The organism is Candidatus Koribacter versatilis Ellin345, assembly GCF_000014005.1.
Lineage (GTDB): Bacteria > Acidobacteriota > Terriglobia > Terriglobales > Acidobacteriaceae > Korobacter > Korobacter versatilis_A.
On record NC_008009.1, the window covers coordinates 2,571,577 to 2,583,796 of the forward strand.

Annotated in this window: 14 protein-coding genes; 9 read left to right on the forward strand and 5 right to left on the reverse strand. The window is 57.8% G+C overall.

What is annotated here, in order from left to right; translation table 11 throughout:
• Positions 1 to 40: 40 nt before the first annotated feature.
• Together ACID345_RS11075 and ACID345_RS11080 are read right to left on the reverse strand one after the other, a co-directional pair.
• Positions 41 to 1,795: a thiamine pyrophosphate-dependent enzyme gene (locus tag ACID345_RS11075; RefSeq protein ID WP_011522953.1), complete on the reverse strand. Its 1,755-nt coding sequence runs from the start codon at positions 1,793 to 1,795 to the stop codon at positions 41 to 43.
• Positions 1,796 to 1,894: 99 nt separating this feature from the next.
• Positions 1,895 to 2,323 carry a bacteriohemerythrin gene (locus tag ACID345_RS11080; RefSeq protein WP_011522954.1) on the reverse strand — a complete coding sequence of 143 codons (429 nt, stop codon included), beginning with the start codon at positions 2,321 to 2,323 and terminating at the stop codon, positions 1,895 to 1,897.
• 245 nt (positions 2,324 to 2,568) lie between these two features.
• Here ACID345_RS11080 and ACID345_RS11085 point away from each other — a divergent pair, with 245 nt between their 5' ends.
• Both ACID345_RS11085 and ACID345_RS25420 read left to right on the forward strand, forming a co-directional pair.
• Complete coding sequence (locus ACID345_RS11085) at positions 2,569 to 2,871, forward strand: BON domain-containing protein (protein WP_187148988.1); 303 nt, start codon at positions 2,569 to 2,571, stop codon at positions 2,869 to 2,871.
• Positions 2,872 to 2,938: 67 nt separating this feature from the next.
• Positions 2,939 to 3,361: a DinB family protein gene (locus ACID345_RS25420; RefSeq protein ID WP_049761863.1), complete on the forward strand. Its 423-nt coding sequence runs from the start codon at positions 2,939 to 2,941 to the stop codon at positions 3,359 to 3,361.
• Here ACID345_RS25420 and ACID345_RS11095 read toward each other — a convergent pair.
• Entirely contained in the window at positions 3,358 to 3,744 is a 387-nt protein-coding gene (locus ACID345_RS11095) for an ACT domain-containing protein (RefSeq protein ID WP_266190226.1), read from the reverse strand. The genes ACID345_RS25420 and ACID345_RS11095 overlap by 4 nt on opposite strands.
• Before the next feature lie 138 nt (positions 3,745 to 3,882).
• Between ACID345_RS11095 and ACID345_RS11100 the strand changes: the two genes are divergently transcribed.
• The 3 genes from ACID345_RS11100 to ACID345_RS11110 all read left to right on the forward strand — a co-directional run bounded on the left by ACID345_RS11100 (position 3,883) and on the right by ACID345_RS11110 (position 7,038).
• On the forward strand, positions 3,883 to 6,123 hold the full coding sequence (locus tag ACID345_RS11100) for an APC family permease (RefSeq protein ID WP_011522958.1): 2,241 nt from the start codon (positions 3,883 to 3,885) through the stop codon (positions 6,121 to 6,123).
• Between the two features lie 108 nt (positions 6,124 to 6,231).
• A complete protein-coding gene (locus tag ACID345_RS11105) occupies positions 6,232 to 6,591 on the forward strand; it encodes a hypothetical protein (RefSeq protein WP_041855632.1) in 360 nt (119 codons plus the stop codon).
• Positions 6,592 to 6,612: 21 nt separating this feature from the next.
• Complete coding sequence (locus ACID345_RS11110) at positions 6,613 to 7,038, forward strand: hypothetical protein (RefSeq protein WP_011522960.1); 426 nt, start codon at positions 6,613 to 6,615, stop codon at positions 7,036 to 7,038.
• A 52-nt stretch (positions 7,039 to 7,090) separates the two neighbouring features.
• On the opposite strand, the gene ACID345_RS11115 is transcribed toward ACID345_RS11110, so the two are convergent.
• Positions 7,091 to 7,498 (reverse strand): hypothetical protein, encoded by a 408-nt coding sequence (locus ACID345_RS11115; RefSeq protein ID WP_011522961.1) that lies wholly within the window; start codon positions 7,496 to 7,498, stop codon positions 7,091 to 7,093.
• Between the two features lie 245 nt (positions 7,499 to 7,743).
• Here ACID345_RS11115 and ACID345_RS11120 point away from each other — a divergent pair, with 245 nt between their 5' ends.
• Positions 7,744 to 9,183: a pyridoxal-dependent decarboxylase gene (locus tag ACID345_RS11120; protein ID WP_011522962.1), complete on the forward strand. Its 1,440-nt coding sequence runs from the start codon at positions 7,744 to 7,746 to the stop codon at positions 9,181 to 9,183.
• On the opposite strand, the gene ACID345_RS11125 is transcribed toward ACID345_RS11120, so the two are convergent.
• Positions 9,180 to 9,503 carry a DUF4118 domain-containing protein gene (locus tag ACID345_RS11125; RefSeq protein ID WP_041855633.1) on the reverse strand — a complete coding sequence of 108 codons (324 nt, stop codon included), beginning with the start codon at positions 9,501 to 9,503 and terminating at the stop codon, positions 9,180 to 9,182. The genes ACID345_RS11120 and ACID345_RS11125 overlap by 4 nt on opposite strands.
• A gap of 328 nt (positions 9,504 to 9,831) precedes the next feature.
• Between ACID345_RS11125 and ACID345_RS11130 the strand changes: the two genes are divergently transcribed.
• The 3 genes from ACID345_RS11130 to ACID345_RS11140 all read left to right on the forward strand — a co-directional run bounded on the left by ACID345_RS11130 (position 9,832) and on the right by ACID345_RS11140 (position 12,190).
• Positions 9,832 to 10,815 carry a CsgG/HfaB family protein gene (locus tag ACID345_RS11130; RefSeq protein WP_011522964.1) on the forward strand — a complete coding sequence of 328 codons (984 nt, stop codon included), beginning with the start codon at positions 9,832 to 9,834 and terminating at the stop codon, positions 10,813 to 10,815.
• A gap of 22 nt (positions 10,816 to 10,837) precedes the next feature.
• Positions 10,838 to 11,578 carry a hypothetical protein gene (locus ACID345_RS11135; protein ID WP_011522965.1) on the forward strand — a complete coding sequence of 247 codons (741 nt, stop codon included), beginning with the start codon at positions 10,838 to 10,840 and terminating at the stop codon, positions 11,576 to 11,578.
• Between the two features lie 108 nt (positions 11,579 to 11,686).
• Complete coding sequence (locus tag ACID345_RS11140) at positions 11,687 to 12,190, forward strand: DinB family protein (RefSeq protein WP_011522966.1); 504 nt, start codon at positions 11,687 to 11,689, stop codon at positions 12,188 to 12,190.
• The last annotated feature ends 30 nt before the right edge of the window (positions 12,191 to 12,220 follow it).

The window sequence follows — 12,220 nt, forward strand, 5'->3', positions numbered from 1 at the left end:
GTTTCTAGGATGCCACTAACTGGCTACGCGCGGTGAGTTGTCAGATCACCTCGCGCACTTTGTTCTCGACCACAGTCTTGATGATCTCCGCGGCGTCCTTCTGGCCGCTCGCCAGGGCTTCCGCGAAATGTAGGGCCTGCTTCAGACTCACGTTGCCGGGCAGTGGCGGCTCGTTGGCGTCCACCGTTGCTTCAACAAGGGCCGGTCCATCATGCTCGAGCGCTGAGCGGAGGACCCTCTCTGCGTCTGCGGGATTTTCGAGTTTGAATCCAGCCACCCCGCAGGCTTCGGCAACCTTCGCAAAGTCAATGGGCTGCAACTCAACTCCGAATTGTGGATTGGCATCAAGCACCATCTGCTCCCACTTGATTTGTCCGAGCACGTTGTTCTTGATCACGACGATCTTCACGGGGAGTTTGTATTTCACCAGCGTCGCGGGTTCGCCCATCAGCATGGTCAAACCGCCGTCGCCGATGATGCAGACCACCTGGCGGCCGGGGTGTGCCACTGACGCGCCGATACTATAGGGGAGACCGTTCGCCATTGTTGCTAGCGTTCCTGATACTGAGAATTGCATGGTTCCGCGCATCTCGATGTAGCGCGCCGTCCAGGTGGTGATGGTGCCGCTGTCGGTTGAGACGATGGCATCGTCCCTGAGAAGCTGATTAAGAGTGTGGGTGACGACTTGCGGCTTCATCGGCAGGTCAGTACGCGTGCCGCGCTCTTTCATCAACTCATTCCAACTCTCCATCCGCTTCTGCGCTGTCTCGAGGAAGGACCGGTCCTCTCGTCTCTTCAAGAGAGGGACCAGCGCCCGGAGAGCAGTCCGTGAGTCCCCCACGAGCCCGACATCTGCAGGGTGGCGCAAGCCGATGCGGGTGGCATCAATGTCAATCTGCACGCACTTTGCTTTCCCCGGCTTGGGATAGAACTCGAGGTAAGGGAACGACGTTCCGACAATCAGCAGAGTGTCGCATTCCTCCATTGCGTCCTGCGAAGGCGCCGTGCCCAGTAGACCAAGGCCACCGGTTGTGTAGGGGCTGCGATCGGGCAGCACTGCTTTTCCGAGCAAAGCCTTGGCCACTGGCGCGGCGAGCAGTTCCGCAACCTGTTCAACCTCTGCTCGCGCCGCGAGGCATCCCTGGCCAACGAGGATTGCGACCTTTCTGCCTTGATTCAGAATGTCCGCTGCCCTCCGTAGCAGCTCTTGTGGAGGTTGTGGATAGGCAGGCTCGAAGATAGCGCCACTGTGGTCGGGCACGTTGGCGGGAGAGCGATGAAAATTCGAGGCACGCCATTCCTGGATGTCTTTAGGAATCGTGAGATGTGCGACCGTCCTGCGGGACAGGGCTGTCCGGACCGCCTCATCAAGCGCGCTCTCCACGTGCCCTGGTCCCATGATGCGCTGGTTGTAGGCAGCGACATCCATGTACAGCTTGTCGAGATCCACGTCCTGCTGGTACGAGGTGCCGATCAAATCGTGGAAGGTATGACCTGTGATTGCAAGCACCGGCTGCCCGTCGCACTTGGCATCATAGAGACCGTTCAAGAGGTGGATGCCGCCCGGACCTGAAGTTGCGATGCAGACCCCAAGCCGGCCCGTGTATTTCGCGTAACCGCAGGCTGCGAAGGCGGCGGCCTCTTCATGCCGGACCTGGATGAAGCGAAGCTTCTCCTGGTGAGTGCGAAGGGCTTCAAAGAGGCCGTCCACGCCGTCTCCCGGCAACCCGAAAACTGTGTCCACTCCCCAGTGGATCAGACGTTCTATGAGCAGATCAGCAACGAGCTTTGCCATCGCATCTCCAGAGTCTGTCGGCGAAAAAGGCGACAAAGAATCTACCGGGTACGATGGGATGCGGTTAAGGACTGTTGCCCGTGACAGAGTGGTCCGGGGCTAGTCGGGAGAATCGGCGCTGATGTTGTGAATCCGATGCCAGCTCGCGACGCGAGAATCCTCCTGCGCGATATGCCGAATGAGGAGTTCGCGTAAAGCGTGGAGGCCCTGGAGCGACGCGTCCTCGCGGCCGGCTTGCAGGACCTTTTCGTATTCGTAGAGCTTGCGGTACATCGCCTCGTGAGCTTTGTGGTGGCTCTCGCGGTTCGGATAGGAATCCGTTTCCATCATCTGCTCTTCCGAGCGGTTGTTTACGCGAACGTACGTTTCCAGTTCGTGGTGAAGCCGACGTTGTTCCGACAGCGCTACCCGGTGGTGGATTGCATCGTGCAATTCGTTCATGAGACGGGCGATATTTTCGTGCTCATCGTCGATTGCTTCATGACCGAGATTCGGGAAGTCCTCAGGTTTTGCGAATGCCGCCCACATGATTGCCACCCTCGCATCCGGCAGCATGCACCTAGTCGAGAGTTCCTGGAATTCCACGATTGAGGGAGTCGTTACAAACTTTGGCCTGTGTCGGGCATCTCAGGTTCAGGCGATTTGCCCAAGTGTGGGACCGCCTCAAATCCGATGCTCAGGGGATTGCGGCCATGCGATGTCGGGCTTTGTTATGTTCCGTTTTGCTAGTGACTGGAGCTTTGTTCGCGCAAGCCCCGGTTCCGGTGGGGAAAGTGCAAACGTCTGCGAAGAACTATCGCGGCGCCGATGGCACGACACTCTCCAAAAACTCAAGTGACTCCGAACTCGAGAACGCCATTAACGCGGGCCTTTCCGATAATCCGGAGTTCCGTGAGGTTCGCGCGTCCGTACACAAGCACCACGTGACCTTGATGGGTAACGTCTCCGACAAAGACGTGAAGCACCGCGCCGAGTCCAAAGCGGACCACTTCGTGGGCGTGCGCAGCGTGAAGAACAAGATCAAAGTCGGGGAAATGGAAACGCAGCGGGCGACCATCAGCACCTCCGCGCAGTAACGCCGCTGCCGTACCTCTCGTCTATACTGACGCCATGAATCCGCTCGCCAGGGAATTCTGGTCCCGAATGGACGCCGCCGAGCAGAAACTCTCACTCGTTTCTGAAGAAGACGCGCGGCAACCGCTGCGTCCCGACGGCTGGTCACGGAAGGAAATCCTCGGACATCTCGTCGATTCTGCTTGTATCAATCACGTTCGGATCGTCTTTGCGACGACGCTCGACGGCTACGAGTGTCCGAAGTACGATCAGGACGCGTGGGTCGTACTCCACGGCTACGCGCAGGTGCCATGGCCAGCGATCCTGGATCAGTGGCGGGCTCGCTATACCTGGATGGCGGAGATGGTCACTAATCTTCCGGATGCCGCCCTCGATCGCCAGTTCACGATCACCGGGTTCCCACCTACGACGATTGCGGACTGGATCAACGACTGTCTCCAGCACCTCGATCATCACGTCCATCAGATCGTGACCGTACCTGCCACAACCTAGTCTGCAGACAAACTGCGAAGTACTGCCATCGCCGCGTCAGCCTTGCTCGCGGGTATGAACAGATGATCGTGGTAGAACGCAGAGATTGTGTTCGCGGGAATTCCGGCTTGCGTCAGCTTAGCTGCGATCGCGGCGAGAAACCCAACCGCTTCGAGCGCCGAGTGGACGGTGAGGGTGATCATCCGACAGGGAAACGCGAAGGAAAGCCCGGCGCGTTCAGCCTCGCTACGTTCGAGGATCAACGTATTTCCTTCTTTCTCAGCGATCGTAGCGAACAGGCGAAGTCCTGCCGGTATCGGCTCGCCGAGCGAAAGCGCGACGTACACGAACTCCTGCGGCTGCAGTTCGGGCTTCATCCCTGCGAGAAGCGTCCGAAGATCCATTTCACCAGCACTCATGGCGTTATGTTAATGCGAACGTTCAAGACTTTGGTTGAGTGTACGGCACGAATGGGGAGTCCATTCTGACTCTCCGGTTGTTACACTGAATCCGACACCGAAAGACATAGATAAATCCAAAGAATGTCCACAATTCCAAAGCCAGCCGTAAAGGTCTTCGTTGCCACTACGGTGATGCTGACCTTCATCTCTTTTTGGCGCGCGGCCGCCATTGTTCTCTCAGACTTAGCGTCTTCCGCATACTACGTCGGTGGCGACGCCGAAAAGGTCATCGGCAAGAGCGCACCCTGGTTCGTCCTAGCGGTCATGCTGTTCAGCTATGCGGTCCGCGCCATTTATATCGAGTCGAGCTCGATGTTCGTGCGTGGAGGCGTCTACAAGGTCGTCAAAAGCGCCATGGGCGGTCAGCTTGCAAAGCTGTCGGTATCCGCGCTGCTCTTCGACTACGTCCTGACCGGCCCGATTAGCGCTGTTTCTGCCGGACAATATCTCGTCGGCTTCCTGCAGGACCTGTCCACGCGGCTTCATCATCCGATTACGTTATCCGACGCCGGCGTGAATTACTGTGCCGCCGTCTTCGGCTGTCTCGTGACCGGTTATTTCTGGCACAAGAACATCCAGGGCATTCACGAAAGCAGCGAGAAGGCGCTTCGCATCATGCAGATCACCACGGTCATGGTGGTGATTTTGATCGGCTGGTGCCTGGCAACGCTCGTGATTCATCCCAGTACGGCGCACCTTCCACCTTTGCCATCGGGCCACAACCTGCTCAAGACGGACGAATCTCTGGGTTGGCTGCACGGGACGATGTTCGCCAATCTGACCTGGATTCTGTTGCTGGTGGGTTTCGGACACTCCGTGCTGGCAATGAGCGGCGAGGAATCGCTCGCACAGGTGAACCGCGAGATCGAGCACCCGAAACTCAAGAACCTGGAAAAAGCGGGCCTGGTCATTTTCTTGTACAGCCTGCTGTTCACCGGCCTGGTTTCGTTTTTCGCGGTGATGATTATTCCCGACAATGTTCGCCCGAATTATTTCGCGAACTTGATCAGTGGATTGGCGATGAACGTTGCCGGTCCCTACAACGTAAAGCTTCTGTTCCAAGGCTTTGTCGTGATCGTGGGTGCACTGATCCTGTCGGGAGCAGTCAACACGGCCATCGTGGGCGCCAACGGCGTTCTGAACCGTCTCAGCGAAGACGGTGTAATGACGCCATGGTTCCGCAAGCCACATCATCGGTTCGGGACAAGCAGCCGCATCATCAACCTGATTGCTGGCTTGCAGATCGCGACGATTCTGGCGAGCCGCGGCAATGTTTACCTGCTGGCTGCTCTGTATGCCTTCGGCGTGATCTGGTCCTTCTCGTTCATGTCGCTGGCGGTGTTCGTCCTGCGATTTACGAGTCCAGAGGGCCGCGAGTGGCGGGTGCCAGGCAACATTCGGATCGGCGGGAAGGAAATTCCGGTCGGCGTTGGACTGATTGCGGTGTTGCTCTTCTCGATCGCAATCGTCAATTTGTTCACCAAGACGCTTGCGACCAAATACGGCATTGCCTTCAGCATCTTCCTGTACGTCGTGTTCACGATTTCGGAGCGGCTTAACCAGAAGACCGTTGCTGGTGGCGGCCACGATCTCGAACAGTTCCGCGTGCAGGCGCAAGACGACATCACCGCGGAAGCGATGGAGGTCCGACCGGGGAACATCCTGGTAGCGGTCCGCGACCCTCGCAATCTCTTCTACCTGCGCGAGGTGTTGAAGCACACCGATACGACCAAGCAAGACGTCGTGGTCATGACGTCACGCCTCTACCACCGCGAGTACTCGTTCAGCGGCAACACCAACCTCGACAGCTCAGAGGTCTTTGAGGAGTATGAGCGTCAGTTGTTCACCGCGGTCGTGAACGAGGCTGAAAAACAGGGCCGCCACGTTTCACTGCTGGTTGCGCCGACGAACGATGTGTTTGAAAGCATCGTGGCCACTGGCGCGCGTTTGCACTCGACCGTAATCGTCTGCGGGTTGTCGAACAAATTGACCCCCGAAGAGCAGGGCAAGCTGACCGGCGACGCCTGGGAACGCCTACCTGATCCCAAGCCGCGCATGAGATTGATTGTGGCTTCGGCGGACGGACAGAAATGGGAGTTCGAGCTTGGTCCGCACACCCCGCGCATGCGTCGCGAAGACTTGAAGCTCATGCACGACATCTGGCTCCAGGTCACCCGCGATCCGGCATACAGCAAGCTGCATCACTACCACGTCATCGCCGTCGCGTTGAAAGAGCTGCAGCAGCGGCTGAATGGCACCGAGAGCGCCGCGGCGCTTTCCGATATTCGTGACGAGATCGAGCGCAAGGACGAAGAGTTCTGACGATTCCCGTTTAATAGCGCCACAAACGTCCCCGCTCGTACCACAGAGCGGGGATTCTTGTGTCAGGCGATCGGTCGCAAACTGGATTCGACTAGAAAAGAGACCGTTATGGCCACTGCAGTTTATTTCAATCCGGTTCGCACCCAGTTCGATTGGCATCGTCGTATTGTTGACAGCCTCGGCTTACACTTTGTGGCCACAGCTTCGGTGACTGAAACGCTGCATTTCATGGAAGAGAAATTTGTGTCGCTCGTGCTGCTTAGCAATAGCGGCGGTTATGGCCTCGAAGACGCTGCGTTTCCTATCAAGGCGCGCCACACCGATACAAAGGTGGTCGTTTTGGCCTCTAATCAGGCTCCGGATCGCTTGCCCGACCACGTTGACGCCTGGATCTGTGTCGCCGATCACGAGGACATTGTGCGCGAGCGTCTACGGGCATTCGCCGGCAGCGAGGTTGCTGTCTCCTAGTTTCTAGCGTCTAATCTCTCGATGAAGTTTTGCGTACTCGTTCTATGGCTGGTCGCGAGTTTCTGCGCCGCGCAAAATAGCGCCGAGCCTCCCGCCACGACGGATCCAGCCACAAAAGCTCCGCTCACCATGGATTGGAACGGAATCCCGACAGTCAACGTCAACGTGGTGAAGGGAAGTGTCGTCGTAGCCAACCAGGCTGGAGATGACTTCGACCAAACCGTGATCATCGAAGCCGTGAACGAGGTAGGGAAAGCCTTCGCGCTCGGATATCAGCACTTCAGCCTTCGCAGCCATTCCCGCAGTGTTCCCATCAGTTTTGAAACCAAGCTGCCGCCCGGACATTACAGCATCCACGCTGACGCGGTCGCAGAGATCGCCTCGAAGCATGCCATCTACCGGCAACATATCGAAGGGCCCACCACGTTTTCTATCACCGTTATTTGAGCAGCAAGAATGGCGGCCGCAGCCGCCATTCTGTGAATCGAATCCGAGGAAATTACGCCGACATCTTCGATGGGTTCTTCTGCGCCAGCAACGCTTCCAGCAGCGACTTGGCCACTTCCATGGCGTTCGGCTTCAACTCGTTGCCATCGGTCACGTAGACTTCTCCATCGGCCAGCATGGAGAGAGGCATGTCCTTGCGCTTGAGCGGATACTCCATCTCGCGATCGTGATATTCCTTGAGATGGATCGCATGCTTCTTCAAATCGAGCGACGCGATCACACTGCGGTCGGAGGACTCGTGGAGAAGGTGAACGGCTTCCGGAGTGATCTTGCGGCAGACGATGTGGGAGCGCTGTTCGGGGACGTAGCGGTTAACGCTCGTGATGCGAGTTTCCAGCGCGGAAAGAACATCAGCCCAAAGGGCACGGCAGCGAATCTCGATGTGCGTATTATCGTGCAATGAGGCCTCCCCCAAATTGAGGCAGTACCGAAGCAGTCGTATTCTCCGCCAGAGCGGCGAGGGGCACCAATAGTACCCCAGACCATGTACTTTCGGGGAGAGGGTGCGGGGAGTAACTAGGCGGATACCTGTCGTCGCGGAGAATTGCCGTCTTTTTGAATTCGATGACACTGTTACGAGCACTTTCACGCGAAATAGAATAAGTCGTAAGTATAGCTATCACAATAGTTTGATAGGTTTACTAAATGAATCGCATGAAGAACAACTTTCATATGCTTCCTGATGATTTTCGCGCTGCCGGACACAAAGTGATCGACTGGGTGGCCGATTATCACGCGCACGTCGAAGACTTTCGGGTGCTCTCCCAAGTGAAGCCCGGGGAGATTTGCGATGGCTTACCGGACAGTCCGCCTCAGCAGGGGGACTCAGTCACCAACATCCTTCCGGACATCGAGCGCCATGTCCTGCCGGGCATCACCCATTGGCAGTCGCCGAACTTCTACGCCTACTTTCCCTCGAACAACTCGGGGCCATCCATCCTCGGAGATCTCGTCTCCTCCGGACTCGGAGTGCAGGGGATGTTGTGGGCGACGAGCCCTGCTTGCACCGAAGTCGAGATGAAGATGCTCGACTGGCTCGTTCAAATGCTCGGCTTGCCAGAGCACTTCCTCAATTCGTCGAAACATGGCGGCGGGGTCATCCAGGACAGCGCTTCAAGCGCAACGTTGTGCGCATTGCTGGCCGCGCGCGAGCAGGCCACGAATGGCCAAACGAACGAGGAAGGATGCCGACTGCCGCTGGTTTGCTACACCTCAAACCAGGCACACTCGCACGTCGAGAAGGACGTGAAGGTCGCCGGCCTCGGCCGCAAGAACCTGCGTCTGATTGATGTTGACCAAGAATTTGCAATGCGTCCCGAAGCGCTCGAACGTCAGATCGTCGAAGACAAAGCGGCAGGGAAGATCCCTTTCTTTGTCTGCGCGACCATCGGCACAACTTCCAGCCTTGCGATCGATCCGATCCCGGAGATTGCTGCCATCTGTAAGCGGCACGGTCTCTGGCTACACGTGGATGCCGCCATGGCGGGGACGGCAGCGCTTTGTCCTGAATTTCGCTGGACGCACAACGGCGTCGAACTGGCCGACAGTTACGCCTTCAACCCGCATAAGTGGATGTACACCAACTTCGACTGCACCGCCTTCTGGGTCAAGGATCGGCACGCGTTGATCAACAGCTTGAGCGTCGTGCCGGAATACCTGCGCAACCAGGCGTCCGAACAAGGCGAGGTCTTTGATTATCGCGATTGGCACGTGCCCCTGGGACGCCGCTTCCGCGCCCTGAAGCTATGGTTCGTGATCCGACACTATGGCGTCGAAGGCCTGCAACATCACGTGCGGCAGAATGTCGCATGGGCGCAGGAATTTGCCGCGTGGGTCAAGGCGGATTCGCGTTTCGAACTGGTCGCACCCCACCCGCTGAGTCTCGTGTGCTTCCGACTGAAAAGCGGCGACGCCGCCAGCGAACAGCTGCTGAAGCGCGCGAATGAAAGCGGGAAGATATTCATCTCGCACACCAAGCTCGACGGCAAATATGTGCTTCGGTTCTCGATCGGGCAGGCGAAAACCGAACGGCATCACGTCGAAGCGGCCTGGAAATTGATTAGCGATCTTGCAGATCGGTCCTAGGAATTCTTCGGCGCCTTCGGTTCATCCTCATTGCCCGAATTGGCGTAGGAAAGCGCGATGCCGGCGAAGAGCATGAGTGCCAGATTCCAGAGCGCTTGGTGGTCTTTGATCTGAAGCGAGCCGTAGGGCTCAAAAAGGAAGACCGCGAAGAGGCCGCTTGCAATGATCGAGGCTACGACCCCGGCAAGCATGCCGAAGTATCGTGCGCAAAGAATGATAAAGACGAGAAAAACGACAGGGACGATGAGGGAACGGTGCGTCCCGCGCACTGAAAAAATCAAAAAAACCGCCAGCAAAACGCTGACGACGATGCCCGCCAAAGAGAGGAAATGGCGCCGGTAGTGCTCTTGTCTGTTCACACCCGCCCGTTGTTCACAGAGTAACGGACAGCCAAAGCAGTTCCAATGGCACATAGGCGCTGAAAGCGCCGCCAGCAGGCGGTTTCTTCCGAATTATATGAATTGACGAAATCCATTCAGAGTACGTCACAAGACTGTTTGCTCACGTTGCTGTCCGTGATGGGAAACGGCCCTTGGGTCACGGCAGCAGTTCTGCTTGACCCTGAAATCAGAGGGCCGCATAATCGCTGCTTCTACAACGTTTGGGCCATTCCATATTTTTACCTGGGTATTGCGGAAAGGGGTTGTCATGCGTCGTTTCACTACTGCTGCGGTGATTGCGCTGTTGCTGCTCTCCGTGTCTGCCTTCCCTCAGGCGACACGCAAGAAACGCGTTGCGATCATGAGCTTCGACTACGGCACTGTTCATAGCAGCGTCGCCGCCATCTTCGGTTCCGATCAAGATGTGGGGAAGGGTATCTCCGACCTTCTTATTCAGAAGCTCGTCAACGACGGAGATTATTCCGTGATCGAGCGTGCGCAGCTCGACAAGATCATGGCCGAGCAGAACTTTTCCAATAGCGATCGCGCCGATCCGAACAGTGCCGCGAAGATCGGCCGTCTGCTGGGCGTGGATGCCATCATCACCGGCAGCATTACCCAATTCGGTCGCGATGACCAGCACACCAACGTTGGCGGAGGCGGCTACGGCGGGATTACCGGCCGCTACGGCATCGGCGGCGTAGGCACGCACAGCGCAAAGGCGGTGGTCGGTATCACCGCTCGCCTGGTTGATGTAAACACCGCGGAGATCCTTGCGGCTTGTACCGGCACGGGAACTTCGAAACGCAGTGGCGTTTCACTGCTCGGAGCAGGCGGCAGCGGGTGGAACGGCGGCGGCGGATCGCTAGATATGGGGAGCTCAAACTTCGGCGAGACGATCCTCGGCGAAGCGGTGCATCAGGCCGTGGATTCCCTGGGAGCACAACTCGACGCCAAGGCTGGCGCACTTCCGACGAACAAGGTTGTGGTTAGCGGCGTGGTGGCTGATGTCTCCGGAAACTCGATCATCATCAACGTCGGCAGCCGGCAGGGCATCAAGGTCGGCGACCAGCTCGATGTCGAACATCCGACCCGCACGGTGAAAGATCCGACGACCGGCAAGGTCCTGCGAACTGTGTCTGACCACCTCGGCAGCGCGACTGTGACCGAAGTGGATGAAGGCTCAGCAACACTCAACTTCAACGGCAGCGGCAAGCCCGCCGTGGGCGACACCGTGAAGTCTCCTCAGTAGTGCAACCGAATAGGAGGTTGCCATGAGTACTCCGCAAACGAATTACACGCCAATGCCGCCTGCGAACAAAAGCAACGCGGCATTGGTCGTCATTCTCGTCATCTTTGGTTTGATCGTCGTGGTAGGCGTTGCCGCCGCGATGTTTCTGCCGAAGATGTTGCGCGCACGGATGGACGCCAAGCACGCGACGCCCGCTGCCTCCACGCAATCACCGGCGGCGGCAGACCAACCCGCGCAGCCAGCGCCAACCCAGGCTAGCAGCGCAGACGCCGCCAGTCCGCCTACCAGCCCAACTCCAGACAGTTCGCAGCCGGCTCCGACCGCGGATGCTCCTGGCAGTGCCAGCGACACGCTGCAAGCCATGGGACACGCCGGGAAAGCTGGTGCCAAGAGCTCAGGCGCGAAAGTCGGCCATGGCTCGGCGGCTGATTACGGCACAAGCGCTGCGGACGCCCAGGCAGCCGCGCAACAAGCAGCCGAACGTGAGGCGGAGCAGCGCGAACTCGACAAGCTTGCCCACGAGCACAGCCTGCTAAGTACGCGCATGGCTTCTGTGGATAGCACGATCGAGACCATGAAGCAGGAACAAGCTCATCAAGGTCTCGGGATGCGTGGCGACATCGTTGCTACCCAGCAGAGGCTCCACGGCAACATGAACCGTCTTGAATCGGCCATCCAGGCGCACGACCTCAAGGCCGCACAGCAGTACATGGATCTCTGCGACCGCGACGCCGATACCCTCGACAAATTTGTCGGTCATTGAAATCGAAAGCATTTCGTCGCGCGGGCTTCGGCTCGCGCTTTTTCATGGGACAAAAAGTGAGTCGGTTATCCTGTTGGCACATCTCTTTCAAAAACATCGGAGAACCTAATGGCCGAAACTGCACAGGAATATGTCCAGCGCATTATCGCCACTCTCGGCGACATTGATCCGCTGCAATCGCTCGCAGAAACTCCGGGAAAACTCGACAGGATATTGAGCAGCTTTCCGGAGGAGCAGATTCGTCGCCGCCCGGCGCCAGGGAAGTGGTCGCCGGCAGAAATTGCAATTCACCTCTCCGAGGTCGAGATGGTGGTTGGGGTTCGCGTGCGGCTCGTCATTGGCACTAACGGCATCGCGATTCAAGGGTTCGATCAGGACTCCTGGGCCACTCGCTATGGTCACACCGACCTCGACATCGCGCTCGAAGCGTTTCGCGCACTGCGGGCTGCCAACGTCGCTTTCTATCGGAGCTTGAGCCCGGAACAATGGGAGCAGTACGGCATGCATTCGGAGCGCGGCAAGGAGACCGCACGCCGGATCGTAGAACTTTGCGCCGGACACGACATCAACCACCTTCGCCAAATCGAGGCGATACCCTTTGGATCGAACTGACCTCGTGCGAACAATTAACCGCGTGGAAAC